The following is a 26,189-nucleotide window of genomic DNA, read 5'->3' as shown; positions in this document are numbered from 1 at the left end:
GCTCATGTCAAAATCAAGATAGCGTTCTATGATTTGCATTTCGTGTTGTAGTTGCCCCATCGCGGTTTGCATCCCTAATTGCATGCCGATTTGCTGTCCAAGTGAGGAACCGCCAGCCATCGATTTCATTTTCACCAACAAGTCTTCATAGCGATTTTGGCATTTTCGAACTTCGGCTTGGAGTTCTTGTAATTCATCGGAATCAATTCGCGCATTCATCGATGGATCGACTTGGTTATGAAAATCGGTGGTATATTTCTTTAAAATTTCTTCGGCATCGGTCATACATGCCTTGGTTGTATCGATAATCGGATAGTGCACCGTTTGGTAGTATTGCTTGGCACTGTCTGCGATTTCTCCCTTGATATCACCATCCGCTATTATTTTCGCGACTGCTTTTCGGTAGTTCGTTAGTGCGTCCTTTAATTTCTGGGACTCTCTTAGAAACTGCTCGACAAAATAACGTACTTCGCCTATATCAATGCGTGGCATCTGATTTCGCCTCTTTCGCTTGTTCGACGTCAGCTTTTGCTTGTTTGTGTTCTGCTTGTAGCTGGTCATCTAAGTTGTAGAGTTTCTTTTGTGTCATGCGTTGTTCCTGCGCTAAATCTAAGGCAATAGCACCCAATCTATTCTCCGAGTGATTTCCTCGCCATGCATTTCCAATTCGTGAAAGCAAGTCATCTTGTTGCCGTTTCAACTGTCTGAATTCACGCTCCACCTCTTCTAATTCCCGTTGTTTCTCAATACGCCTTCTTACCGCTTCCTCCTGCTGTTTCATCCCTTCTTTTCACTCCTCATGTCTATTTTTATTTATCTAGATGAAGCGCTTTACTCCACATGTCCGCCATCTCTTTCTCGGAGGCGACAAATGTCTGCTCGACATTTTTCAGATTTTGTACGTCCTTTTTTAAACGCTTCTGGCATGGCTTGAATCATGTGCGCTGCGTCCATACTACTTTGTACCAATTGGCGTGCAGAACTCGTCGAATAAGACATCGTTGGTTGCAGATGGAACGATATATCATTGGCGCTACTGCCGATTTCTTTCGCATGTTCCGCTAACCGCCCGCTTGGTAATTGGATTTTCTTTGACATAACTAATAAATCCTTTCTTTATTTGGATTTTCCGTACAATATTTAGTTTCAGAAACACATATTATTCCTAATTATAGCATTCAGTATCGAGATAGTAAAATAGATTTTAAAAGCCTGAACAGCCAAAAAAAGAGCTGAAATCCCATAAAAGGACTCCAAACTCTTTTAAATTTATTCCCACTCAGCAAGACGATTCTGATATTAAACATATTAGTTTAGTTTTAGCGTTGTTTTATGCACTTTAAATTCATATTTCCTATATTATTTGGCTCTTATCAAATTTCTGTTATCAAAATGTTATCACTTGATTCTCTAATTTTCAATACACTTGTTAATCCTATCACTGACTACTCCTCGAACTAATTATATCATCTAGATCTAAAGTCCACAATTCTTTAAGTGGTTATTCAATATTTTATTGTTTAAATCAATTAATACTTCCATTTATTATCTTCAAGAAAACTACTAAACTTATTTTCTAACTTTGCTTCACTCATATACTCACTAAAAACCATTTCTAAATTTTCATGTTCTAGTGCATCTTTACTACTTATTCGCCATAACGGAATCTCGTGATGCTCTAATATTTGCTCCTTTATTCTATCTCTTCGTTGTTGCTCAGGTTCTTTGTGACTTTCGCCATCAAGTTCAATTACTAGTACTGGTTTTTCTGTAAGTTCGTTGACAATTGTGAAGTCAAGATGTGCTTTTTTTATTCAAAGCAAATTTTTTTATGTTCTGGATGTGCATTTAGATATTTTTTATCTCCAGCTACATCTGCAACTGCTAATTTCATATTTATTGAAAATCCAGGATAATTTTCCATAATTATTAACATTCGATTATAGAGCGTTTTTTCCCAGACACTTTCATACATAGCTGTCTTCTTAAAATAAGGTATCTGCTTATATAAATAACTAAATATCGAATTTACATTTGATTCCAATACATTTCCATATGTTTCAATATACTCGATGAGATCTTTCAACTCATGCTTCTGCTCTTTAAAAAACTTATCATGTGTAAATAAAACAAACTCATCTTCTGCTCTTGATACAGCTACATTAATAGTCTCGTTTCCTAATGTATTCGTATTTTTACAATGTTCCATTTCATGAGTAAGGACGGTTGAGAGGATAACTCTTTTACTTTCTCTTCCTTGAAACTTATATATCGTCCCCGTTGTAGTTGCAAGTTCTGTAATACTTTCTTTTAAATTTTCTTCTTGTTTCGCATATGGGGTGATTATTGCAGTGTCGCTAAAATTATCTCCTATATATTTTTTAATTGCAACTTCCTCTATTCTATTAAAATAGCTTCCATCACCATTTTTTCTTAGACCATAATCAGAATTTTTTTTCTTGATTTAATGCCATGATTTTTATGCTCTCCGATAATGAATTCTTAGAATAGATTTCCAACTCATCATTATAAAATTTTTTATTACAATAATTGATAATATTAAAATCACATCTATAGTGTTCTTTAAGCAATACTTCGGGTGGTTCACACACACTTAGAATGGATTCCAATAGATTTTTCTTTGAAAAAGAATACTTATAATCTATATTATATTTCTCCATTAGCTTTTCATCTTCTATCGCTAATTCTTTATCAACTATATGAGAAAGCTGTTTTGTATCCCCCACTATTATTATCTTTACAGCATTGTTTATTGTTGGTATAGCTGTAATAATGTTTGCTTGTGATGCTTCATCAATAATGACATAATCATATCTTGAGTACCCTGTATTAGATACAACTGAGTCCAAGGTTGTAAGAACAACTGGATAAATGTTCAATATTTGTTGCTTTATACTAAAAAAGCTATCAATTTTTTTCTTTTTTGAACAATATCATTACACTCATTTTCGCATGATTGAAACTTATTTTTTATTTTATTATTAATTTGTTCAATTGATTCTTTTCTATACACCTCATAAAGCTTACCTATTTTTTCTTGCTTTTCTGGGAGTTTACGAGTTTTATTTTCTAGATATTTAATCATCTTTATTGCATAAAGTTGTTCTAGCCTCCATTGATACATCGTATAGTTATCGCTATCAATTCTTTTTTCTGAAAATCGCACACGGAAATAAGTCTTATTCAATAGCGTATCTGCTTTTGTTCTTTGATTACGTAAAAACTCTATTTCTCTTTTTAATTCTGATGGAAAAACAAGTAAATTATTTATTTCTATTTTTGTTGCATCTACATTATATGTGCTTATTTTTTTTATCGATATGCCTTTTTTGTGTATACAATTCACTTAATTGATTTTTATATTTAATAAGTTTGGCACACTCAAGTTCAAGTAGATTAATCTTATTAATTAGTTTTCCTAAATCTATTTTTCTCCAACTACTTTTTTTGTTTTTTCTTTCAGTCGTTCCAAATCTTCTTTCATTTTTTCTTGAATATTATCTACTAGCTTGCTTGTATAACATTTATTTCCTAATCGGATTGAAAAATTAAACATTTTTTCTAATCCATCTAATTTTTCAGCGACATTATCAATAGCACTATTATTATTTGATACCACAAGCACTTTTTTTATCTTCAACTATAGCATTACAAATTATGTTAAGAATTGTTTGCGTTTTGCCTGTTCCAGGCGGCCCCTGAATAACCGAAATATCATACTCTAAAGCATTGGTAACAGCCTTTTTTTGAGATTGATTTGAAATAAAAGGAAGAACCAGTGGTTTACTTTCTTGATTCAAAATTATTCTTTCTGCCTTATTCCCATTCATAAATTTTTTGAATATTGCTTTATTAAATTTATGGGCATCACTAGATAAAATTTTCTCTTTTGTTGACTGCATACTGAAATTCAGCCCATCAGCATCTTTAGGATTGTTTTTAATATTTCCACCTATTAAGTAATCAATTATTTCATTATAGTAACTGTATATATTATTGGAGGTGTAAGATTTATTCTCATATTTAACTTCCTTTTCCACGGAAATAGTCTTAAGAAACGCCTCACTATTTCTTAGATGCAAGCTCTCCATTCTATCTATAACATATTCAAAAGATCTCGTATTGAATAATAATCGTACTTTTCCCTCTGCCTCATCAATATGTTGTATCCCGTTTGGTTTATGAGTCTTTCTATTTCCTTGCATGTTTGTATATTCGAATTCAAATTTTTCTTTATCTCCTTGTCGTGCCCACAGAAAATCTATATTACTCATATTATATCCATCATCCCTTAATATAAAATCTCATTTCTCCATCTTCGTTACTTCATTATACCAATTTATACATTCTTTCTCAATCGCCTAATATACAATAAAAACAGATATTTCTACCTGCTTCTACTTCACTATATCATATGTTATTAACTCCAGTGGCTCACTTTTACGGACCATTTTTATGTTTATTGGTTTAATAATAAACGTATTCATCAATCTTTAGGTTATTTAACACCCAACGTTTTTGAACGAGAATCGAATTAAATTCTATTTATTTTTGTCCAAGATATTGACCGTTTCGCTAAAAAAGCCAGAATTCATAGAATACGAATCCATGCATTACGACATTCCCATGCACCCTTATTAATTAGCATGGGTGAAAATCCTCTAATCATCAAAGACCGCTTAGGTCATGAGTATATCGAAACAACCCTTGGTACCTATTGACATCTTTATCCAAATGAAAAAAAGAGCCGAAAACCCTTGATACTAAAGGATTTTCGGCTCACCACTCGCTATTCCCATTCCACCGTCGCGGGCGGCTTACTCGTAATATCATACACAACACGATTCACATGCGCTACTTCATTCACGATTCGCGTTGAGATCAACTCCAACACTTCCCATGGAATCCGTGCCCAGTCAGCTGTCATGCCATCAATCGACGTTACCGCGCGGATAACAACGGTGTGGTCGTACGTACGGCCGTCGCCCATCACGCCTACGCTGCGGATGTTTGGTAATGCCGTGAAGTATTGCCAGATTTCGCGGTCCAAGCCGGCATTCTTGATTTCTTCGCGTAAAATATAATCCGAATCGCGGACGATTTCTAGTTTCTCTTCCGTGATTTCGCCTAGTACGCGGATGCCGAGTCCTGGTCCTGGGAATGGTTGTCGCCAAACGATTGCATCCGGCATTCCTAACTCAAGTCCCAATGCGCGAACTTCGTCTTTGAACAGCGTATTTAGCGGCTCAATCAATTGGAACTGCATGTCTTCTGGCAAGCCGCCAACGTTATGGTGGGACTTGATGGTTTGTGCTGTTGCTGTTCCGCTTTCTATAATATCTGTGTACAGTGTTCCTTGTGCTAGGAATTCAACGCCGTCAAGCTTGGTTGCTTCGTCGTCGAAAACGTAGATGAACTCGTTACCAATTGTTTTACGTTTTTGCTCAGGGTCGGAAATGCCGGCAAGTTTTGTCATGAAGCGTTCTTTGGCATCGACTTTGATAATATTCATGTGGAAATCACCATATAACGTCTCCATCACTTGTTCTGCTTCGCCTTTACGTAGCAAGCCGTGATCGACAAAAATACATGTCAGCTGGTCGCCAATTGCTTTGTGAATCAGGACGCCGACTACAGAGGAATCCACGCCGCCAGAGAGGGCTAACAATACTTTTTTATCGCCGACTTGTTCGCGGATTTTAGCAACTTCCACATCAATGAAGTTCTCCATCGTCCAGTCGCCTTTACAGCCGCAGATGTTTAGCGCGAAGTTTTTCAGTAACTCTGTACCATGAACGGAATGTTGTACTTCTGGGTGGAATTGCACGCCGTACATTTTTCGGTCTTCGTTTGTGATTGCCGCAATCGGGCATGATGCGCTGGTAGCAGTGATTTCAAAGCCTGCTGGTTCGGCAACAACTAGGTCACCGTGACTCATCCAAACGATTTGGTCGGTCGGTAGCGCTGCGAAAAGACGGGACGGTTTCTCAACGTTGATGGTTGCTTTGCCATATTCGCGGTCTTTTGCGGGCTCTACTTTTCCAGCGAAGTGGTTCGTCATCAGCTGCATGCCGTAACAAATGCCGAGGATTGGAACGCCCATCTCGAATAGGTCTTCGTCGCAACGAAACGCGCCTTCATCGTAGACACTGTTTGGGCCTCCAGAGAAAATAATTCCAGTTGGATTCAGTGCTTTCATTTCTTCCACCGTAATTGTATGTGGGTGCAACTCGCTGTACACGCCAAATTCACGGATACGGCGCGTAATCAATTGGTTATACTGACTGCCAAAATCAAGAACGATAATTTTCTCTTGCTCTGTAAAATCTTTCATATTCCTTCACAAAACCCCTTTAAAATTTATTTATGTACGTTGCGCGTGTTTCAAGTTCTTCTCTTTATTGTAACGTCTGGTCTGCATTCTTGCAACCGTAAAAATCGTGATTTATCAATGTCAGCGCTTGCTTTAAAATAACATCTCCACGCATCCTTCCAAATGACAGGGAATCTATATTCGCGCACGGAATTTCAAGCTCATTCAATATAGCTTCGGCGTTTTTTAAAAAGATATTTAACTTGCGGTGACACGAGAACGGCATCCACTTTCGCATAACCTTGAAGACGCGAGGTTGTCACCATACCAATTGGCCCCATCACAACGACAAGGTCCTTATCTTGATGGGGTTCGAAGCGATTGTATTGGAGGTCTTCGGGAAATAAAAGTGCCGCGGTCATGCCCTGCTTCTCGGCTTCTTTTACAACATTTTGCGCCATTAAGCTTGACGTTGCGCCACCCGCACAAACGATGAGTAGTTTTTTCATTTGTAAACTCCTTTCATGCAAAAAACTGCTCTTTGATTCAAGAGCAGCTTCGAGTAGTTATAGTCCTTTTCCGCCGACAACATCCATGCTCACGCTTTTTTCAATGGATGCAATAAGTGGTTTTGCGCGTTCAATCACGGCTTTTACCTCTTCATTATCGAGCGATGCTTTGTGATGTCCGGAATCTGTCCAGACTTCTGTCACAATCACCGTATCTGGATCATCTTCGTTCACGCTAACAACATACTGAATACACGCGTTGTATTTATCAAGCCCAGTCGCTGCCTCCAGCAAAATATTGACGAGCGCTTTCCTGTTTCCTGGATGCGCTTTGAATTTTGTAATTAAGCCAAATGCGATTTTCATTGTCATCTCCTCCTCAAAACTAGTTTTTCCAAAAGTCATCAAAGATTGTGATTGCCATGTGGCGCTTATGTTGTGTTTTTAAATACCAATTTTCGATTTGAATCGCGATTTCTGTCGGGATTTTTTTGCCTTCTAGATAATCGTCGATGTTGTCGTATGTGACGCCGAGTGCGACTTCATCGGGTAAGGCTGGTTTATTTTCTTCGAGATCCGCGGTCGGTTTTTTCAGATAGAGATGTTCTGGGCAACCAAGCGTTTTTAGAAGCGCCTTACCTTGACGTTTGTTCAAGCGAAACAGTGGATTAATATCGGTTCCTCCATCGCCGTATTTCGTGTAGAAGCCTGTCACAGCCTCAGCGGAGTGATCAGTACCAACGACAGCGCCATGATTCATCGCTGCAATGCTGTATTGCGCCTTCATCCGTTCACGCGCTTTTTCATTGCCTTTTGCAAAATCGGAAAGTTCGATATCTGCTTCTAGCAATGTCGACGTGCTCGCATCGACAGCCGCTTTAATATTGATGGTCACGACGCGATCTGGCTCGATAAAATCAAGCGCGTCTTGGCAATCTGCCTCGTCAAACTGTGTACCGTATGGCAAACGTACCGCGATAAATTGATAGGACTCGTCTCCCGTGGCTTCGCGCAGTTCGCTGATGGCCATTTGCGACAATTTTCCAGCGAGCGTGGAATCCTGGCCTCCCGAAATGCCAAGTACAAGCGATTTGATAAATGGGTACTTCGTCAAATACGCCTTTAAAAACTCGACACTTTGGCGAATTTCTGCGGTTTCATCGATTTTTGGTAACACATGCATTTCTGCAATAATCTGTTTTTGTAAACTCATTCTCCTGCCCCCTTCACTTGCTTAAAATGGAATATCAAAATTGACTGGTGAATGTTTCTGTACTGTTTTGCGGACGTTTTCGATATTTTGCATTTTATTTTTCCAACATTTCACGCTTAGATCGACGGGGTATTGTTCTGGTCGCACCGTTCGTTGATATTCATCCCACAGCAAGGTTAAATTTTCTTCTTTGTATTTGCGCGTTTGTTCTAAAGTTGGTCTTTGATATACTAATTCCCCTTTTTCGTAAATTGGAACCAATAATTCTTTTGCGGTGAAATTCGTGACTTCTTTTGTGATGTAGGTGTGGATTGGGTGGAACATCGTTAGTGTGTCGACGCCTTCCAATGACTCGTTTTCCAAGCAAATGTAATCGCCTTCTGCTTTTGGTCCTTCTTCGTTTGTGATGATGCGATAGACTTTTTTTCTTCGCAGGTGTTGTGACTTTTTCGGTATTGCTGGAAAGTTTGATTGAATCTTGTAACACATCGTTTTCATCGGCGATTGCGACCAATTTATACACAGCACCAAGCGCTGGTTGGTCGTATGCCGTAATGAGTTTCGTGCCAACACCCCACGCATCGATTTTCGCTTTTTGCGCTTTCAGGTGTAGGATTGTTGTTTCATCTAAATCACTCGACGCAAAAATTTTCGCATCGGGGAATCCTGCTTCGTCCAACATTTGGCGCGCTTTTTTCGATAGGAAGGCCATGTCTCCGCTATCCAAACGAATACCGATAAAATTAATCGCATCGCCCATTTCTTGCGCCACTTTAATCGCGTTTGGAATGCCCGATTTCAGCGTATCATACGTATCTACAAGAAAAATGGAATCTTTATGCGTCTCTGCGTAGCGTTTAAATGCATTGTATTCATCTCGATAAGCCTGAACCATCGAATGCGCCATCGTTCCCGAGATTGGAATGCCAAAAGTTTTACCCGCGCGAATATTACTGGTTGAATCACAACCACCGATGTAGGCTGCACGTGCGCCCCAAAGCGCTGCATCCATTTCTTGTGCACGTCTCGTCCCAAATTCAGCAAGTGGTTCGCCTTCCACGACGTTTTTAATCCGAGCTGCTTTCGTCGCGATTAACGTTTGGAAATTCACAATGTTAAGTAATGCCGTCTCGATTAATTGCGCCTCCGCAAGGTTCGCCTCGACTTGAATGATTGGCTCTGTTTTAAACACAAATTCGCCTTCAACAACCGAGCGAATCGTCCCGGTGAACCGTAAATTTTTCAGATAATCTATAAATTCCTCTTCAAAAGCCGTTTCTTCGCGCAAATAAGCAATATCCGTGTCGGTAAATCGTAAATTCTCCATATAGTCGATAATGCGCTCAAGTCCTGCAAACACGCAGAAACCCGTGTCAAACGGCATATCGCGGAAAAAAAACCTCAAAAACAGCGCGTCTCTCATGTATATTATCATCCCAATACGCCTTCATCATATTAATTTGATACAAATCGGTGTGTAGCGTTTTACTATCATCTGGAAATAAAGTCATAATCCATACTCCTGTCTATGTTTTCTTATAAAACATCATAGCTTAAATCGGGCAAAAAAGCTAACTTTATAAGCTATATTTAACCCTTTCTTCTTCATCCAGCATTATGAGGCTACTATCCCAAGATTTTCAACAAAAAAACGTTAGTAGACATATCCAAATCTACTAACGTCCTATATTCCTATAAATTAAACCTGTATCCCGCGCCCCAAATCGTCTCAATCGAATCAGAATGCGCGCCATGCGTCTCCAATTTCTCCCGGATTTTCCGAATATGCACAACAACCGTCGATACATCTCCCGCCGCTTGCATTCCCCATATTTGCTCAAAAAGTTGCTCTTTATTCCAAACCCGATTCGGCCTTTTCGCCAAAAACACAAGCAAATCAAATTCCTTCGTCGTAAAAATAATTTCCTTGTCCGCCACAAAAACTTTCCGACCATCCAAATCGAGCGTCAAGTCATGCACTTGCAAAATCTCATTTTGCGTCTCGATATTGCTTTTTGCCAAGCGCTCATAACGTGCCAAATGAGCCTTCACACGCGCCACCAGTTCACTCGGGCTAAACGGTTTCGTAATATAATCATCCGCACCAAGACCGAGCCCACGAACCTTATCAATATCTTCCTTCCGCGCCGAAACAAGTAAAATCGGGACTTCCTTCTTCGCCCGAATCTCACGACAAATATCAAACCCGCTCATATCCGGCAACATGATATCCAGTATAATCAAGTCAAAATCCTCTCCCAGCGCCCGTTCAAGCCCCTTCAGACCATTGCTCTCAATCGTCACTTCCATATCACTAATCTCCAAATAATCACGCTCTAACTCCGCAATTTCCAACTCATCTTCTACCAACAAAATCCGTTTCACGCTTCATCATCTTCTTTCTTTTTCAACCTCAGTTTAATAGAAACGCTCGTCCCGATACCCAATTTGCTTATCGCCCAAATCTCGCCCCCGTGCTCTTCCACAATCTGTTTCGCGATCGACAAGCCCAATCCACTTCCGCCAGTAGTCGAATTCCGTGACACCTCTTCCCGGTAAAACCGATCAAAAATCGCCTTCATCCCACTATCCGAAATGCCTTTACCGTTATCATGAATCGTGATTATCGCGTCCGTTTCGCGTTTTTCAAGCTGAATCCTGATATTTGCCTGCGCTTTATCCATATACTTAATGCTATTCTGAATCAAATTCTCCAAAACCCGTTTCAATTTATCACGATCAGCCACCGTTACTAGTTTTTCTTCAGGAATCACTAACTCAACATTCGCTTTTGCAAAACTCAATTCCGACTCTTCGGCGACTTGTGCCAACAATGCGTTCAAATCCACACTTCTAAAATAAAACGGTTCTTTATGCAAATCAAGCTTCGAAAATAAGAATAATTCATCAATCAAAGCATTCATGTCCTTCGCCTTCGCATGCGCAATTTCCAAATACTTCGCCTGCTTCTCTGGCGTATTCGCGACACCATCTTGAATCCCCTCAATATAGCCCACAATCGACGTAATTGGTGTTTTTAGATCGTGTGAGATATTCGATAATAGCTCTTTCCGGTTGTTTTCGTATTGTTCTTGGACTTCTAGCGATTTTTTAAGCCTGATTCGCATTTTTTCAAACGTTGCAATCAGCGTCGAAATTTCAATTTTTTCCTTTTGGCTCCTCCATTTCAAAATCAAGATTTCCCGCCTCGATCTTTTCTGCGCCTTCCTTGAGATGAACAATCGGTCGAATCACGCTTCTGGCGACGAAATAACTAAGCAATCCAATCACCAAAACACCGAACAATAAAATCGCGCCGACAATGAGAACTCCCCATTTCTGTAACACTTCCATATAGGAATTTTCCGGCTGAAGCACCATAACACTTCCTTTTGAACCATCGGAATAGAGATAATCAAACTTGATATAGCGGAAAAAATCGCCTTGATTATCAATCGTTCCACGCATGTTTAAGTTATTTAACTCGTAGTCTGGCTGATGCACAAGCAACGATTTCTTGGATAGATCCGAGGAAGAATACACAATCGTATCATTTCTCCTCACCACAATCTGCACATCACTTTTCTCCAACAACTTAAAATTTTGATATTCCAATAGCTGATCCGGCGTATTTTTTGCTATCATTTTCAGCTCTAAAAAAGCATTTTCTTCATCCGTTGAAAGTGGGCGTTGAAGTGTTGCGGATTTATATAGTTGTCCTGGTGAAGCCCCCGTCAATGTGCATACACCTAGAAAAAAAGCCGAAATCAAAAAGGCTCCCGTTAAGATGATAACCGCAATATAAGATAGCATAAACCGAAATTTAATAGACATATTACTTTCCTCATTTCGTCTTACTGTACAGCAAGCATATAGCGAAACGGCTTTTTTAACAAGGGATTTTGCGCTGATTTAAGGAACTTTTAAGATTCTATACAAAAAACTACGAAAAACGGCTTATGCAGATGCCATTTCTCGTAGCTTTGATGTTAACCTAAATCATCTTTAATTTTGGAAGTGGAAATACCGTTCGTTCTCGGCAAATACACAACTTCGCAATAATCTTTCAGAAAATCAAACTCGCCCTTCCAATCATCACCCATCACAAAAATATCAATATCGTGATCCTTCACGTCCTGAATCTTCTGTTCCCAGTGACTTTCGGGAATAACCTCATCAACATAACGAATCGCCTCTAAAATCAGCTTGCGATGCTCGAAACTATGGTATGCCTCTTTATGCTTGATCCGATTGAATTCATCCGTCGAAATAGCGACAACTAAATAATCACCTAGCGACTTCGCACGCTCAAGTAGCTTGATATGACCCCAATGAAGCAAGTCAAATGTGCCGTATGTAATCACTTTTTTCATGAAAACACCTACTTTCCTAGTCACTAGTATAACAAGAATAAGCCGATTTCACCAGCCTATTCTCGCTCCATTTCCTCTTGCAAAAATGCCACAAAACGCTTGCTCGATTGCCCATCAGAATATTTATTCCAACGCGCACTGAACTCGCGTACCGATTCCGTGTCCATCGCAGATTTTTGTATCGCCGTAACAACCTCCGCAGTCGTCTTGCAAAGCGGCCCTGGAATCTCCTCCAAATAGCCATCCGCCAAGCCTCGACTCGTATCATACGCATCCAGATCATACGCAAAGAAAATCATCGGTTTCTCGAAAAAAGCAAACTCAAAAGGAATAGAAGAATAATCAGTAATCAGCACGTCCACCATTGGTAACAGCGCCTCAAGCTCCGTTTCTTTATCAATATAAACACAAAAATCGTCGTCCTTCTTCGGTAAATCAGCCAACATCGACGGGTGCAATTTCAACAACAAGTTGTACCCTTTACCAAACGCAATCTTCATTGCCGCAACATCTAAATGCAACTTCGTCTCAGCAAGCTCTTCATCACGAAAAGTTGGCGCATATAACAGCACTTTCTTATCTTGAATTCCATATTTCGCAAGTCCAATATGCTTATTTTGTTCTAAAGCAGTCTCATCAAAATAATAATCCGTCCGCGGCACACCAATCTTCAGCAGTTGCGCATCATCCACTAAAAAAGAACGCTTGAAAAGCTCGCCCATCTCATCCGAGCCGATAACCACCTTCGAAAAAGTCTTATACACCGCCTGAAAACGTTTTTTATCCGAGTCCGAACGTTTTTGCGCCGCTTTATCTTCCCAGCCAAATTTCTTCAGTGCACCATTCGCATGCCAAATTTGCACACATTCCATAGAATCCCGCCACTTCACACCGGCCAATTCCGCAAAATAATTATCCGTCACGACCACTTTTGCTGTGCTTAAATGAAACATCAAGCGAATCAAATTCCCGTTCGTTTTCGGCAAAGAACGCATAAAATTACGCGCCATTCCATCCACATTTAAACGCGGATCATAAAAAACAATCGTTTCCGGCATAAAATGCGATTTCTCCATTTCACGCAATATCGCTCCTGGATTTTCCGGAAAACTGATCAACATCACTACTTTTTGCTGCACTGGGAAACGCCCAAACACAAAACCTAACACTCGAACCATCATCATATAAAGCTTTATTGCTACATTTTTCATCACTGACACCTACTTTTTAAAGACGATTTGCACAGTTTTTTCCGCTGCGTGCCCGTCCTCCCATTCGCAAAATTGCTGGAAGAATTGGCTATTACTCTTGGCTGGTTGCTCCAATATTGTTGCTATTTCATCCATCAGTTGCTCACTTGTCTCCACTAACGGACCTGGTGCATTTTTCTCAAAATCAAAATAAAAACCTCGTAACGTATCACGATATTCCGCCAAATCATATGTGAAAAAAATCATCGGTCGGTCCAAATTCGCATAATCAAAAAAGACCGAGGAATAATCCGTAATCAACATGTCACTCACCAAATACAAATCACGGATATCATCATAAGACGACACGTCTCGAATAAAATCACCATACTGCGCAAAATCAAACTGCTCCGCCACCAAATAATGCATCCGAATGAGCAACACAACATCCTCACCGAATCTCACTTTCATTTGGGCAACATCGAATTTCAAATCGAATTTATATTCGCCAACCTTATGAAAATCATTATCTCGCCATGTCGGCGCATATAAAATCACTTTTTTCCCATCAGGAATCTCGAGTTTTTGACGAATCTCAGCGATCATCGCTTCCTTGTTCGAACTAAAAAGCAGGTCATTCCGCGGGTATCCCGACTCAATCATCGCCCCAGTGTAACCAAACGCACTACGAAAAATCTTGCTAGAATACGCATTCGGTGAAATCAGATAATCCCATTTTGCAGCTTCCCGCACGAAATCATCCTTATATTGCGCCGTCGTCTGACCCGGCATATGCACCTCATCAATATCCACACCAAGCTTCTTAAGCGGCGTCCCGTGCCAGGTTTGCACATATACCGTCTTTTTCGGCTTCGGCAATTCCAGCGGCAACCGACTATTCGAAATCCAATACTTCGCTCGCCCCATCGTAAACAACCACTTCACCGAAAATCGCGTCACATAAGGTACCCCATGCTCCTCAAAAAGCTTCGTATAGCGCGGATTCACACTCCATAATAACGCATACTCCGGTTCATGCTCCTTCATATATTCATAAATCGCACGCGGATTACAGCTATATTGTTTACCTGAAAAACTCTCAAAAATAACTAAATTCTGTTTTCGCGGTAACAGTCCCGCTAACCGAAATAAAAAATAATATACCGCCTGGACTAATTTTGCCATCTGTTGACCCTCTTATCTCTATTGATTCAGCGCTCGTTTTAGCTTTAGTCGCCGTTTTACTCTCTGTCTCAACTCAGCCGTTAACCGGAAATATTCCAGTTCTACTTTCCGCTTCTCATGTTGATAAAACCACTTACCTCGCAATTCCCAAGGCCTCAAACGGATTTTAGCCGTGCGAATCGTTCCTGCCGGTCGCACAACAACATCCCAAATCAGTTGATCCTCCGAACGCTTCACGACCACTGCTTTTTTAGTTGAAAATAGTGTTTTTACGGCGAAGAAACTCTTTTCAGGCAAAGCGACACGTGATTCCTCAATATCAGAAAACAGTTCCGCATGCCCATTTGGACGCCATTTCTTGTGTAGTGTAACGGTCGGGATATCAACAAGTGGAGCCGTTTCAAATCGAACTGGCCAGCCACTTTTACGCAGCGATAACATCATTTCCTTCACCGGTTGAGCCGTTTCAAGCTCCCACACATACCGTTCCTCAATTTCACTAAAAATCCGTTGAAAAGCAGTCACAAACGCCGCCTGTTCCTCTTCCACCAGCACTTCGCGAAAATACACATGCTCTTTATAAAAATACAATTTGGCATGATAACTAATCAAATATTGCACATATGGAATGACCGTTCCAAACTTCGCCTTCGAATCATGCAGATACGTCTGATAAACTGCCTCCAAAAACGGCTGATAGCGCGACTTATCCTGCCACGACTTATTCACAAGCGAGCCCTTCTCTTTCATGTCTCGATAGTAGAAATAACCAACATTCGCAACAACGCCATATTCCTCATCATCCAACAACATTTTCGTAATTAACAGCTGATCCTCACCAAAACGCAACGACTCGTCAAACGCCAATTGCTTCAACCTCTCAAAACGCAAAAAAGTGCCACCAATATAAAAATGAATCGCCTTATAGTCCTCTAGAATGTTGACAACACAGCTTCCCTGCTCAAATCGCGTGTTCAACTTATGCGCACCGATTTTCTTCCGGGAGCCCCAATCGTCTAAATAATAAAACGGTGGAACCATCATATTGACTTGCGTGTGCTTTTCCGCAAAATGCGCCATTTCACGTATCATATGTAACGAATATACATCATCTGCGTCTAAAAAGCCAACAAAATCAATATCGTTTCTGACATGCATCAAGCCAATATTACGCGCACGAGCCGGGCCACCGTTTTTGATATGAATTTGATGGATATTTTGCGGATGTTTTCTGACTAATAAATCTGCAATGTTTCCACTTTTATCTGTACTGCCATCATTGACCAGAAGGATTTGAATATTTTCGGTAAACCCGTATGATTGTTTGATAATACTTTCCACCGATTTCTCTAAGCGATTCTCGGCGTTGTAGAACGGTATTATTATCGCAAATTTCATTTATTCACCCCATTTAGAATAGGGTTATATCCTTTGGACAAGAGATATAACCCTGGAAAAGAAACTGTTGTTGTGGCTCTTATGAGGCATCCCTTGCCGATTTAGAGCCTCAATACGAGTGCGAACAACGTGAGCATTCGTTCCTTGCTCTGCGTCACGCTCCGGCGTCTTCCGAATCCGGCTTCAACAGCCAGCCTCTCGGAAATTTCGTGGCCTCCGCAAAAACCAAAAGAGGGTTTTCACTGCGCCCCCTAACAATTTCTGTCGAGGCTAAACGGGCTGTTTCAGCACTTTAAATTCCCCATTCCATCACGCTCTTACCCCACGGACTGCGCAAATCGGCTTCGAAGGCTTCAATCACGTCTTGTATACATTTCACTTGATGCACTTCACCAACTAAGTTTTGCAAATACTCCACAGCTCGTTTGTTTTCCGTCAAGAATTCTACTGTCTTCTCGAAATCAATGCGTCCGCTGCGACTGCTTCCATAAACCGTCAAGCCTTTTTCAAGTACCATGCGTGAGTTAAACTCAATTGGATACTCGGAAACGCCCAGCAACGAAATCGTGCCTTCTGGTTTAATCAAATCGATAATCTGACTCACAGCATACTGGCTTCCACGTCCTCCCGCACATTCAAAGGCTTGATCGATTACCAAATCGGCTGGGATGTGGTCAATCGAAAATGCGCCATCAACGAACGAGAAAAAGTCTAATTTATACGGTGTCTTCCCGAAAATGTACACTTTACTTTCAGGATACCAGTTTTTCAAGATTAAAGCTGTGATAAATCCTAAATTCCCATCACCCCAAACGCCGAACGATTCGCGGTTTTCATTCGCTTTTTGGTCGAAACGTAGAATCGCGTGAACCGCAACCGAGATTAACTCGGAAAACGCAGCGACTTTTGGATTGACGTCATCTGGTAACACGACAACACGATCGCGGCGCATAAACACGTAGTCTTGCATCAAGCCATCATAACCACTCGAACGGAACTTGCTTGTTCCCAAATAGTTCTCATCAATGACAGGATCGGTCTCCATTGGCGTATTTGGAATCATCACTACTTTGGTGCCTGGTTTAAATTCTTTCGTTGCGTCATACACGATTTCGCCGATTCCTTCGTGAATAAGCGCCATCGGTAATTTCTTCGAGAGCATTTCTTTTCCGCGAGAACCGGTATAATAGCGTTGGTCTGCCGCACAGATTGATAAATACGTCGGACGAACAACGACTACTTCTTCATTCAAAGACTCATCCACATTGGTAACTTCGAATTGTCGCTCCGATACTAGTCGGTATACTTGATTAATCATTGGCGATACGCTCCTGAATGATCGCATTTGCCACTTTTAAATCATATGGTGTTGTAATCTTAATATTGAAGATTTCGCCCTTCACGAGCTTCACACGGTCTCCTGCGAGCAAGCAAATCTTACAAGCGTCCGTCAAAATTTGTTTCTCATCTGCGGACAAGTCTTGATAATGGCTATATAGCTTCTTAATATTAAAACTTTGTGGCGTTTGGCCTTGGTACATGTGGTCACGAACCGGAATGTCCGTAATAAAATCATGATTCGACGACTCTACAATCGTGTCAATCGCTTCAATAACCGTATCCACCGCACCAGTTTCAAGCGCCGCATCAATGTTTTCTTCAATAATCCGGTGCGTCAAGAACGGGCGAACCGCGTCATGCGTAATAATAACATCGTCATCCGTTAAACCAAAGTTCGACTCAATATAACGAATCCCATTCATAATTGTTTCGTTACGATCCGAGCCACCTTCAATCACAACAACGCGATCATCGGAAATGTATTTCTTAATATTATCTTCCGCGTGATTCATCCATTCTTTTGGAGACGAAATAATAATCTTATCAAAGCGGTTATTTAAAATAAATTTTTCGACTGTGTGTACGATAATTGGCTTACCATTCAAGGATAGAAATTGTTTTGGCATGCTGACATTTCCCATCCGCGTACCTTTTCCTCCAGCTAAAATTTGAGCGTATATCATTCTCTAATCTCCTTTAACTGTTTTTTTTATGTTTATAGTTTTATTGTAACATAAAAGTACCCACTTAAACTAGCGCTTACTTGTAAGTTCTTTAAATACTATTACTTACTAATAAAGATATATATACGAAATGACCAAAATCATAAAAACTTGTAATACCCAGTCCCTATAACGTATAATTAACCTGTATATACTTAACTAAAATTGAAGGAGAATGTCATTATGAAAGTAAAAAAAAGCAGTCATTCCTGCCGCAGGTTTAGGAACCCGTTTCCTACCTGCCACAAAAGCAATGCCTAAAGAAATTTTACCTATTGTCGATAAACCCACTATTCAATTTATCATTGAAGAAGCCGTTGCAGCTGGCATTGAAGATATTTTAATCGTTACAGGGAAGGGAAAAAGAGCTATTGAGGATCATTTCGATTCGGTACCAGAGCTTGAGAATAACCTTCGAGATAAAAACAAGCTAGAGCTACTTCATCTCGTAGAAGAAACGACGAACATTAATTTACATTTTATCCGTCAATCAAAGCCAAAGGGACTTGGTGATGCCATCCTTCAAGCAAAAGGATTTGTTGGAAATGAGCCGTTCATTGTTATGCTTGGCGATGATATTGTAGAATCCAAAGTCCCATGTGCTAAACAATTAATGAATCAGTATGAGAAAACACATAGTTCCATTATCGGTGTGCAAAATGTTCCTCATGAAGAAACATATCGGTATGGTATCATTGATCCAATAAATGAGTATAGCAAGGGCCTTTATAATGTAAAAGGATTCGTTGAGAAACCAAATCCTGAGGACGCTCCATCTGATTTAGCAATCCTTGGTCGTTACCTGCTTACTCCGCAAATTTTTGATTTCTTAGAAACACAAGAACCTGGGGCTGGCGGAGAAATCCAATTAACAGATGCCATTAATAGCCTCAATGAAGTACAGCGCGTTTTTGCTTATGATTTTGAAGGCGAACGATTTGATGTTGGTGATAAATTCGGTTTTATCAAAACAACAATGCAGTTTGCACTAAAACACCCCGAAATTAAAGATGATGTCGCAAAACTGGTTGACGATCTTTATCAGCAAATTCACAAAAAAGATAAAAAATCAAAATAATTTTATAGAAAGAACTAACTCACTTTCATAGGATAATATCAAAAAAAATTTCTAATTAGACTGCTGCTCTCCGATTTTTTATCGGAAATCGGTAGTCTAATTTTTGGGCTCTATGTCAATTATTGGGGTGAAATAGCGAGGTGCGAGTATTTATCTCGGAATTTTTCGAAACACTGAAAGCCATAAGCACCACGTTTTAACTCTTAGTTCGATTATTAATGCCTTCTGCCAAACCATCGGATAAACACGGAGATATAAAAGCATTAATAATTTCTGTTCCCAGTGCCGCCCAGTTTCTGTTTCTCATTTCAATGGCTTCTTGTTTGACCTGTAGTGGATAAGCCACCGTTGTTCCCATGTAAAAAGCACCTCCTGTTAAATTCATTGTACCTGAATTCAACAAGTGATGCTTTTTTTATTTTGTCTCATGATAGTGGGCTGTTCGGTTCCGTCCACCGTACACTCTTTTCTTTAGACTAAATGCCTACTCTCATGTTCAAAGTAAAGTTCATAACTCTTTGCTACAGGTTTTATGGAATTTAAGCCCACAGTTTTATATGTTGCATTTGTCGCACGTCTATAGTACTTCAAATAATATTGCTTCGTTTGATAATGAGACTTTCCAAATAAGACTTTCAAAAATCTTAAATAAGCCACTACAAATGATTTATCCTGTTGCCAAAGCCCATAATTCACTACTGGGAAATGAATATAAAAATAGCCAGAGGATACAAGAGCGCTGACAAGCTTCTTATCTCGACTTTCTAGAAAATCGGTGAATGCCTCCATCCCATTTCTAGCTTCAGTCAAATTCCCATCCATCAGGTTTTGTGCGAAAACTGGGCCTAACTTATTTCGGATTAAATAGTTAAACATATTTTTATCGAAATCAAGCAGGTTCAAACTCAAAAACGTATATTTATCCTCTAGTTCCCGATAATACTCCCAGCAAGAAACCATCTCGTCCACCGTGTACCCAGTTAGTACCTCTTCATTTTCCTTTGTTTCTTCGAGGACACGATGCTTCCAAATCATTTTTGATTTCTGAAAAATATCAATTAACCCTACTGATCGTTCTACTAAATTGAAATATTCTTTCAAAAAACTAGTTTTGTACAAAATATACGTTCCCATTTCAGCTAACAGTATATGTGGATCCTGTTCTAGGTAAGTGCTAGCTGGATTAGGTGTATTTTCACCTAAAAACATGAGACCCGGGGTCATGTCATATACCTCTCCATCTGGTAACTTTCGTAAATACTGTAAAAAGGCTGGATTTTGATTAAAAACATGAATATCAGCCCCATTCATATTTTCAGGGAAGCGATTAATATAATCTTGCATTTGTAACCATAATTTCTGCCCATCCCTTGAACGCACGGCAACAAAATCAGCATCTAGCCCAGCAACAGCTATTCTTAATTTCTCACAGAATTCTGGAGTCCCCCAATACTTTTCACCTTCATTTATAACAAGTTGCTCTATTTTTATGGGCATCACTTGGCTTCCTCCTCATCTGCTTTTCCTACATACATTTCTACAAATCTTTTCGTTGATTGTCCATCTAAGTTCGCAACAAATTTTTGCTTAAACACATCTAGGGCCTCATAATCATATACTTCTGTCTTTACAGCATTAATAAGCGATGTGGTATCTTTAAAAATGTCTCCCGGAATCATCGTTTTGTAGTCGAAATAGAAGCCACGTTCATCTAAATAATCATCAATATCGTACGCGAAGAAATACATTGGCCGATTCATCAAACTGAATTCAAAAATAACCGAAGAATAATCAGTAATTAAAGCGTCGCTAAAAAGCATTAAATCATTAATATCATGATTAGCCGTCAAATTCAAAATAAAAGAATCGTCTTTTTCAACATTGAATGAAACATTTTTAATTACTGGGTGGAATTTCAAGACCAAAATATGTGTATCCCCGAGTTCTTTTTTCATAGCAGCGATGTCAAGTACCACACTGTAATTAAATCGTTCGTTAGGCCCCCCACGGAATGTTGGAGCATAAAGGATTATTTTTTTATCCCGTAACTGAGGGTATTTCCGGCTATATTTTTCTCTAATATAACTCACATACTCCTCGTCAAAAAATATATCCGTCCTAGGCACACCGATTGCTTTTATTTGATTTTCTCGCTTTCTAAAAGCATCCGCATACTCCGAAATAATACCTTCTGAACTAACAAGTACGTCCGTGTAAGAAGAATGCGCACGCGTCTCAAATTCTTCTGTATTGGCGTCTGTTCCATCCAGAGAGCTAAATCCAAATTTTTTTAAATGCGCCCGTTGCATGCCAAGATTGTACTACATGTGTTTTCTTATTGAACTTAAGTCCATATATTTTGTTGTAATAATCATCCAATACAATTGTTTGTGCACGACCTAAAGCATAGTGCAACTGAAACATCTCAAACCAATTTCTATTCTTACGCAAAAAGATATACACTTTTTGAGGCATATCCTTATAAAATAAATAATCATAGATGGCTAGTAGATTGCCTTCTAATTTGGTGCCGCGCTCCGTTGCTAAGATGATCTGATTTTTTTTTTACGTGGCATCCAGCTTGCTACAGTAAAAACAATGCGGCGGCTTATCTTGCGAATTAAGACTGGTGCTTTGAACCTACGTCGCACCATAAATTTAAATGATATTTGTCGTGCAGGTTTCCAATTGTTGTCCTCCATAATTTGCAAAGCCGCATTCATGTGTACAGGATACGCTTTTTGAAACGCTTTTTTTTGCCTCATTACTTTGCCTACTCCACAAATAAGTAATTAGTTTTCGGTAGTTCTCTTTATTATCCTTCGTGATATAGCATACTCTTTCGATACAACTATACAACAAGAAATACCGGAAAGAAGAAATTAGATTTAAAAAATCATCTGATTTAGATTGGAACCAGTCCAATGTCATTTTAAATGCGATCTCTTGATTCTCGCTTCTTTTACTCTCGATTGCAGCTCTAAGCGCGCCCCACAGTTCAATACTCGAAACACGTTGATAGTATTTCAAGGCGACTTCATACTCGGTATTATTTTTTTCAAGCTCAATCTCACCGTAGTCAAAAATCTGAAAAACAGATTTCAAAATACGAATCGGATCTTTATTTACAGATTGTGTTAATGATTGAGATTCACCATCCCGAAGCCGATAATAATAAACTACTTTCTCAACGGTATAAATCTCCTCAGCCTGTAATAATGCATGGAGCACAAATGGTTGATCTTCACCATAACGAATATTTTCTGGGAAGAATACCCCATCAATTAATGAATGATGATACAATTTCGCACAAGGACCAATTGAAAAGAATAGTTCTGGATTTTTCAACAGCGTCTTTATACCTGGCTTTGCAATATTATGCTTAATATGCATCGGTATAAACCATTCGCCGTTTGAATTAAAGCGTTTCGTTGCTCCTGTTATTAATTTACACTGAGTTGAAATAGCAGCTTCATACATAAGTCGCAAAGCATAGTTTGGAATAATATCATCACTGTCAACAAAACAAATATACGTTCTGTTCGCTAGACGTAGGCCGTGATTCCGAGCTGCTGCTGGCCCACCATTTGGCTGTGTGAAAAGTCTGAACTGAGGTTTGTCTTGTATGTATTCCCTCACGATTTCTGTGGTTTTATCTGTCGAACCGTCATCAATCATTATCACTTCGTACATGTTAAAAGTCTGTTCATTAATACTCTCCAAAGTCTCAAGGATTACTTCCTCTACATTATAAAGTGGGATAATAATATTTATTCCCATTTCTCGTTCCATATTTATAGTTGAATCATTGCTCATTTTATAGACTCTCCCTAATTTGAAATATAAATGTCACATACTCTATTAATTCTATCCATTCATTCCGTACAAGTCAATCGTTTATTCATGTCGTATGTAAAAATAAACGACAAACAATACTATAATCGCACTGGAAACACTATAATCTATCTTATTGCCAATGGAATTATCTAATCTGAATATCTCTATTCATTTCTGTAGGGAGTTTTAAGATTCTATGCTAGAATATATGTAATGGAAAACTATAATTTTAAGGAGATACAGATGAAATTTTTTTATTAAAAATATTCAGTTAACCGATAACAATATATGGAAAATATCTGGTGTCACAGTTGGAAAAATCGATAGTATTCATGCTTACTATAATGAAACTCGCGAGTATAAACATCCTGAGCAGAAATTGAATATCCCCTTTGAACAGGACGGAGAAACATTCACTGCTGTCATTTCTGTTACTGAAATTGCCAAACTATCTATGCCAGATCAGGAGACTCGTTGGAAATTCAAAGTAAATGCGAGCCATCCTTATTCTAATTTGAGTACAGATGGTCCTATTACAAACAAACCAGTCCAATCAGATGAATCGCTCTATCGCTACCATTTTGAATTCCCGGAAGGTATCCTCACACTGGTTAATACACCTTTAGAAACTTCTACACACTTAGAGAATTTTTCAATGAACGAAAAGGAGATATCTGGAACCATTTCGATTTCTACACCGCTCCTTGATGGTCTTTTTGAAGCAAGGTTACTACTTAAACGTCGCCCAACAGCTCAATTTTATCTATTCCATGAACAGTATCAAGCATTTGATTTAGGAGTAATTATTAATAATCGCGTCCCTTTTTCTATTCCCACCATGAAAATATCTTCTGATTTCTTAGTTGATAACAGTAATGTCCTAGATGTAATTATTGATATTTCCCCTATTAAGATAGGAAAAAGATTGCCTACATATCTATCTATTGGTCCTGATGTAAAGCATTTAGTACCAAAGAAGATATCATTAGATTTACCACTTCTGACCTCATTAGAATCTTATGTCACTGGTTCAAATCGACTATCCTTCTATTTTGGGAAAGATTATCAAGACATTATTACACTTACTCAGCTTCATGATAAGGAAACTGAAGTCTTTTGCCAATTCAAATCAAAAATTAAAATTTCTCCAAGTCAAATCGTTGCCAAACGCCGCGATCGAAAAGCAAAAGCATTTGAGTATAACTTAGAACAAACTTGGCCTGTCAAAAAAGGGCTTACTAAATCCACTGCTTCTATAAGTAAACAAGATTTTCTATCAGGTCCTGTAAATAAACCTGATACTACTTGGGACTTTTTTGTACGTTCAGATGACTTTCCTGACTTACCTATCGCTATTTCAGACACTATTGATTTAAGCTCCTTTGAATACTTTGATATTGCCAGCGCTCAATTTAAAAGCAAAACTCATTAAAAACGGCTTAAACAACTTATCTTGTTATACCATTGAGGCACCTCAAGACTTGGGAAGCGTGACCAAAATTGCAGTAATGGGTACTTGTTTTAGCCGGAATGTTTTCAACTCTACACCTTTTTTCAATCCTGACTATAAAACTTTTTTTTGAGTGTACCTTTACACAATTCCATTCTTCTATCATTAGTGTCATGACAGCACCTGCAACTGGCATTAACGTATCAGGATATGACAATATAACAGACAATGAACGTTCTACTGTGGAGGAAGACTTAAACAAAGAATTCTTCATCAATCTTAAAAAAGCTAATTCTGACTACTTTCTAATTGATCTCTACCCAGATGTCATTCGCCCAGTCATGTGGTTAAATGACAAGACCGCGATAACTCTGTCTTATGTTATCGAGCAAAGTCAATTATTGAACGATATTCCTTACGAAAAAATACTAGATCACACAGATAATGATACCTTCTTTGACACTTGGACAGAATATGCGGATCAATTTATCGCAAAGTTAACAGAGATAATTCCGCCGGATCGTGTTATTTTAAACCTAGGTGGATTCACAACTACTTACTATTCAAAAAATAGAACTGTCGTGGAGTATAAGGATAAAATGCAGATTGAGCGAAATAACTATTTCTGGGATCGTTTGAATAATTATTTCTTGTCAAAAATACCAGAAGCAAAGGTAATTGATTTCTCTAAAAAGCCTTATATTGGTGATTTTAACTATCCTTTTGGTCATTCTTTTTCTCATTTCGAATCAACCTACTACAAAGATTTTTTGAAAGAACTTATTTACATTACAAATAGAAAATAAACAAAAATACTTGGCGCCTCAGATTATGAACTGCTCCCTGTCAAGTAGACAGGCTAAAAAAACAAAAAAGAAATAATATGACTTGGAACAAAAAATACCATATTTATCTGTTCAACTACGCTTCATTGATGGCCTTATTTCGATATTCACTCGGAGTAAGGCTATTAAATTTGGTGATAATACGTTCGTGTTGGTAAAAATTGATATAGTTATGAATCCCTCGGATTAACTCCTTTTCGGATACAAAGGAATGAAGATAATAATATTCTGCTTTCAGTATGCCCCAAAAACTTTCTATCGGTTGGTTGTCTAAACATTTGGCAACACGTGACATGCTTACCTTAAACCCAAATTTATTTTTGAGGTCTCTATAGGCATGGCTCGTGTATTGAAAACCTCGATCACTATGAATCACGGGCTTTACTTTGGGATTTCGCTTCATGGCTAATTTAATGGTATCCATAACTAACTTATTATCGTTTTTACTACTTAAAATATAGGCTACAATCGAGCGATCATATAAATCGATAATGGCGCTGAGGTATTTTTTTCGTCCCGTTACTAACTTTGAATTCCGTGACATCTGTACACCATTTTTCATTAGGGTGCGCTGCCTGGAAATTGCGGTTAAGCATATTTTTAGCGGTATGCTCTGCGGTAGATCGAAACCATTGTGGTTTCTTGCGACGAATGACGGAATACAATTGATTTATCCGCATAATTCGACGGATTCTTTTCCAGTTATAGTTCGTA

General features: G+C 39.0%; 32 protein-coding genes and 4 pseudogenes. 5 read left to right on the top strand and 31 right to left on the bottom strand.

Translation table 11 applies throughout. From position 1 onward, the window contains the following. From PCORN_RS00500 to PCORN_RS00465, 9 genes are all read right to left on the bottom strand, one after another. A partial coding sequence (locus PCORN_RS00500; RefSeq protein ID WP_036076600.1) for a T7SS effector LXG polymorphic toxin occupies window positions 1–492 on the bottom strand: 492 nt, incomplete at its 3' end. Next, window positions 479–781, bottom strand: a complete 303-nt coding sequence (locus PCORN_RS00495; RefSeq protein WP_036076599.1) for a hypothetical protein — start codon at window positions 779–781, stop codon at window positions 479–481. The genes PCORN_RS00500 and PCORN_RS00495, both read right to left, overlap by 14 nt. A gap of 50 nt (window positions 782–831) precedes the next feature. Next, window positions 832–1,098: a hypothetical protein gene (locus PCORN_RS00490; protein WP_036076597.1), complete on the bottom strand. Its 267-nt coding sequence runs from the start codon at window positions 1,096–1,098 to the stop codon at window positions 832–834. Window positions 1,099–1,529: 431 nt separating this feature from the next. Continuing rightward, window positions 1,530–1,787 carry a DUF2726 domain-containing protein gene (locus PCORN_RS21175; RefSeq protein ID WP_420912006.1) on the bottom strand — a complete coding sequence of 86 codons (258 nt, stop codon included), beginning with the start codon at window positions 1,785–1,787 and terminating at the stop codon, window positions 1,530–1,532. Window positions 1,788–1,810: 23 nt separating this feature from the next. Beyond that, the gene (locus PCORN_RS18030) at window positions 1,811–2,386 is read right to left on the bottom strand and encodes an AAA domain-containing protein (protein ID WP_479481417.1); all 576 of its coding nucleotides are present in this window, start codon (window positions 2,384–2,386) and stop codon (window positions 1,811–1,813) included. A 58-nt stretch (window positions 2,387–2,444) separates the two neighbouring features. Next, window positions 2,445–2,900: an AAA domain-containing protein gene (locus tag PCORN_RS00480; protein WP_036076593.1), complete on the bottom strand. Its 456-nt coding sequence runs from the start codon at window positions 2,898–2,900 to the stop codon at window positions 2,445–2,447. A gap of 11 nt (window positions 2,901–2,911) precedes the next feature. After that, window positions 2,912–3,367 (bottom strand): hypothetical protein, encoded by a 456-nt coding sequence (locus PCORN_RS00475; RefSeq protein ID WP_036076591.1) that lies wholly within the window; start codon window positions 3,365–3,367, stop codon window positions 2,912–2,914. Window positions 3,368–3,445: 78 nt separating this feature from the next. Further along, complete coding sequence (locus PCORN_RS19770; RefSeq protein ID WP_036076589.1) at window positions 3,446–3,646, bottom strand: hypothetical protein; 201 nt, start codon at window positions 3,644–3,646, stop codon at window positions 3,446–3,448. After that, window positions 3,627–4,295 (bottom strand): AAA domain-containing protein, encoded by a 669-nt coding sequence (locus tag PCORN_RS00465; RefSeq protein ID WP_036076587.1) that lies wholly within the window; start codon window positions 4,293–4,295, stop codon window positions 3,627–3,629. The genes PCORN_RS19770 and PCORN_RS00465 overlap by 20 nt, the downstream gene beginning before the upstream one ends. Window positions 4,296–4,478: 183 nt before the next feature. Between PCORN_RS00465 and PCORN_RS21170 the strand changes: the two are divergent. Both PCORN_RS21170 and PCORN_RS18020 read left to right on the top strand, forming a co-directional pair. Next, window positions 4,479–4,559, top strand: a pseudogene (locus tag PCORN_RS21170) (IS3 family transposase); the annotation flags it as partial. A gap of 24 nt (window positions 4,560–4,583) precedes the next feature. Continuing rightward, window positions 4,584–4,739, top strand: a pseudogene (locus tag PCORN_RS18020) (tyrosine-type recombinase/integrase); the annotation flags it as partial. 71 nt (window positions 4,740–4,810) lie between these two features. On the opposite strand, the gene guaA reads toward PCORN_RS18020, so the two are convergent. The 16 genes and pseudogenes from guaA to PCORN_RS00400 form a co-directional block, all read right to left on the bottom strand. Next, window positions 4,811–6,355 carry a glutamine-hydrolyzing GMP synthase gene (gene guaA, locus PCORN_RS00460; protein WP_036076585.1) on the bottom strand — a complete coding sequence of 515 codons (1,545 nt, stop codon included), beginning with the start codon at window positions 6,353–6,355 and terminating at the stop codon, window positions 4,811–4,813. A gap of 64 nt (window positions 6,356–6,419) precedes the next feature. Continuing rightward, window positions 6,420–6,843 (bottom strand): annotated as a pseudogene (locus tag PCORN_RS00455) (PTS sugar transporter subunit IIB). A gap of 57 nt (window positions 6,844–6,900) precedes the next feature. After that, window positions 6,901–7,209 carry a putative quinol monooxygenase gene (locus PCORN_RS00450; protein WP_036076584.1) on the bottom strand — a complete coding sequence of 103 codons (309 nt, stop codon included), beginning with the start codon at window positions 7,207–7,209 and terminating at the stop codon, window positions 6,901–6,903. Between the two features lie 19 nt (window positions 7,210–7,228). Beyond that, on the bottom strand, window positions 7,229–8,056 hold the full coding sequence (nadE, locus tag PCORN_RS00445; RefSeq protein ID WP_036076581.1) for an ammonia-dependent NAD(+) synthetase: 828 nt from the start codon (window positions 8,054–8,056) through the stop codon (window positions 7,229–7,231). A gap of 21 nt (window positions 8,057–8,077) precedes the next feature. Next, a complete protein-coding gene (locus PCORN_RS19930; protein ID WP_241433027.1) occupies window positions 8,078–8,545 on the bottom strand; it encodes a hypothetical protein in 468 nt (155 codons plus the stop codon). After that, window positions 8,469–9,440, bottom strand: a pseudogene (locus tag PCORN_RS19925) (nicotinate phosphoribosyltransferase); the annotation flags it as partial. The pseudogene PCORN_RS19925 and the gene PCORN_RS19930, both read right to left, overlap by 77 nt. Next, window positions 9,430–9,567: a hypothetical protein gene (locus PCORN_RS19920; RefSeq protein ID WP_241433025.1), complete on the bottom strand. Its 138-nt coding sequence runs from the start codon at window positions 9,565–9,567 to the stop codon at window positions 9,430–9,432. The pseudogene PCORN_RS19925 and the gene PCORN_RS19920, both read right to left, overlap by 11 nt. A gap of 181 nt (window positions 9,568–9,748) precedes the next feature. Then, on the bottom strand, window positions 9,749–10,441 hold the full coding sequence (locus PCORN_RS00435) for a response regulator transcription factor (RefSeq protein WP_036076579.1): 693 nt from the start codon (window positions 10,439–10,441) through the stop codon (window positions 9,749–9,751). Continuing rightward, complete coding sequence (locus tag PCORN_RS21485) at window positions 10,438–11,253, bottom strand: sensor histidine kinase (RefSeq protein ID WP_241433024.1); 816 nt, start codon at window positions 11,251–11,253, stop codon at window positions 10,438–10,440. Before PCORN_RS21485 ends, PCORN_RS00435 begins: the two co-directional genes overlap by 4 nt. Beyond that, window positions 11,216–11,890, bottom strand: a complete 675-nt coding sequence (locus PCORN_RS21480; RefSeq protein WP_241433023.1) for a HAMP domain-containing protein — start codon at window positions 11,888–11,890, stop codon at window positions 11,216–11,218. The genes PCORN_RS21485 and PCORN_RS21480 overlap by 38 nt, the downstream gene beginning before the upstream one ends. Window positions 11,891–12,045: 155 nt before the next feature. Then, entirely contained in the window at window positions 12,046–12,429 is a 384-nt protein-coding gene (tagD, locus tag PCORN_RS00425; RefSeq protein WP_036076578.1) for a glycerol-3-phosphate cytidylyltransferase, read from the bottom strand. Window positions 12,430–12,485: 56 nt separating this feature from the next. Continuing rightward, window positions 12,486–13,640 (bottom strand): CDP-glycerol glycerophosphotransferase family protein, encoded by a 1,155-nt coding sequence (locus PCORN_RS00420; RefSeq protein WP_036076576.1) that lies wholly within the window; start codon window positions 13,638–13,640, stop codon window positions 12,486–12,488. Window positions 13,641–13,649: 9 nt separating this feature from the next. Further along, window positions 13,650–14,804, bottom strand: coding sequence for a CDP-glycerol glycerophosphotransferase family protein (locus tag PCORN_RS00415; RefSeq protein ID WP_036076573.1), 1,155 nt, complete (start codon window positions 14,802–14,804; stop codon window positions 13,650–13,652). An 18-nt stretch (window positions 14,805–14,822) separates the two neighbouring features. Then, window positions 14,823–16,202, bottom strand: a complete 1,380-nt coding sequence (locus PCORN_RS00410) for a glycosyltransferase family A protein (RefSeq protein WP_036076571.1) — start codon at window positions 16,200–16,202, stop codon at window positions 14,823–14,825. A gap of 292 nt (window positions 16,203–16,494) precedes the next feature. Next, window positions 16,495–17,520 carry a ribitol-5-phosphate dehydrogenase gene (locus PCORN_RS00405; RefSeq protein WP_036076570.1) on the bottom strand — a complete coding sequence of 342 codons (1,026 nt, stop codon included), beginning with the start codon at window positions 17,518–17,520 and terminating at the stop codon, window positions 16,495–16,497. Beyond that, entirely contained in the window at window positions 17,513–18,226 is a 714-nt protein-coding gene (locus tag PCORN_RS00400; protein ID WP_036076569.1) for an IspD/TarI family cytidylyltransferase, read from the bottom strand. The genes PCORN_RS00405 and PCORN_RS00400 overlap by 8 nt, the downstream gene beginning before the upstream one ends. A gap of 244 nt (window positions 18,227–18,470) precedes the next feature. Here PCORN_RS00400 and galU point away from each other — a divergent pair, with 244 nt between their 5' ends. After that, window positions 18,471–19,343, top strand: coding sequence for a UTP--glucose-1-phosphate uridylyltransferase GalU (gene galU, locus PCORN_RS00395; protein ID WP_036076567.1), 873 nt, complete (start codon window positions 18,471–18,473; stop codon window positions 19,341–19,343). 196 nt (window positions 19,344–19,539) lie between these two features. Here galU and PCORN_RS18895 read toward each other — a convergent pair whose 3' ends face one another. The 5 genes from PCORN_RS18895 to PCORN_RS19900 all read right to left on the bottom strand — a co-directional run bounded on the left by PCORN_RS18895 (window position 19,540) and on the right by PCORN_RS19900 (window position 23,159). Continuing rightward, window positions 19,540–19,701: a transposase gene (locus PCORN_RS18895; RefSeq protein ID WP_149024190.1), complete on the bottom strand. Its 162-nt coding sequence runs from the start codon at window positions 19,699–19,701 to the stop codon at window positions 19,540–19,542. Window positions 19,702–19,814: 113 nt separating this feature from the next. Continuing rightward, entirely contained in the window at window positions 19,815–20,840 is a 1,026-nt protein-coding gene (locus PCORN_RS00390) for a hypothetical protein (protein ID WP_036076565.1), read from the bottom strand. After that, the gene (locus tag PCORN_RS19905; protein ID WP_277620134.1) at window positions 20,840–21,652 is read right to left on the bottom strand and encodes a CDP-glycerol glycerophosphotransferase family protein; all 813 of its coding nucleotides are present in this window, start codon (window positions 21,650–21,652) and stop codon (window positions 20,840–20,842) included. Before PCORN_RS19905 ends, PCORN_RS00390 begins: the two co-directional genes overlap by 1 nt. Beyond that, window positions 21,618–21,893, bottom strand: coding sequence for a CDP-glycerol glycerophosphotransferase family protein (locus PCORN_RS20635; protein WP_338151748.1), 276 nt, complete (start codon window positions 21,891–21,893; stop codon window positions 21,618–21,620). Before PCORN_RS20635 ends, PCORN_RS19905 begins: the two co-directional genes overlap by 35 nt. Window positions 21,894–22,001: 108 nt before the next feature. After that, the gene (locus tag PCORN_RS19900; RefSeq protein WP_241433022.1) at window positions 22,002–23,159 is read right to left on the bottom strand and encodes a glycosyltransferase family 2 protein; all 1,158 of its coding nucleotides are present in this window, start codon (window positions 23,157–23,159) and stop codon (window positions 22,002–22,004) included. A gap of 400 nt (window positions 23,160–23,559) precedes the next feature. Between PCORN_RS19900 and PCORN_RS21165 the strand changes: the two genes are divergently transcribed. Both PCORN_RS21165 and PCORN_RS21160 read left to right on the top strand, forming a co-directional pair. After that, on the top strand, window positions 23,560–24,612 hold the full coding sequence (locus tag PCORN_RS21165; protein ID WP_420912005.1) for a hypothetical protein: 1,053 nt from the start codon (window positions 23,560–23,562) through the stop codon (window positions 24,610–24,612). Window positions 24,613–24,803: 191 nt separating this feature from the next. Beyond that, window positions 24,804–25,436 carry a DUF6270 domain-containing protein gene (locus PCORN_RS21160; protein ID WP_420912004.1) on the top strand — a complete coding sequence of 211 codons (633 nt, stop codon included), beginning with the start codon at window positions 24,804–24,806 and terminating at the stop codon, window positions 25,434–25,436. A 115-nt stretch (window positions 25,437–25,551) separates the two neighbouring features. Here the strand turns inward: PCORN_RS21160 and PCORN_RS00375 are convergent, their stop codons facing one another. Further along, window positions 25,552–26,037 (bottom strand): DDE-type integrase/transposase/recombinase, encoded by a 486-nt coding sequence (locus PCORN_RS00375; RefSeq protein ID WP_077913726.1) that lies wholly within the window; start codon window positions 26,035–26,037, stop codon window positions 25,552–25,554. Window positions 26,038–26,189: the final 152 nt, after the last annotated feature.

It is taken from the genome of Listeria cornellensis FSL F6-0969, from assembly GCF_000525855.1.
Taxonomy (GTDB): domain Bacteria; phylum Bacillota; class Bacilli; order Lactobacillales; family Listeriaceae; genus Listeria_A; species Listeria_A cornellensis.
Note: the sequence above shows the minus strand (reverse complement) of the source record. Positions and strands in the feature narration are given on the sequence as shown.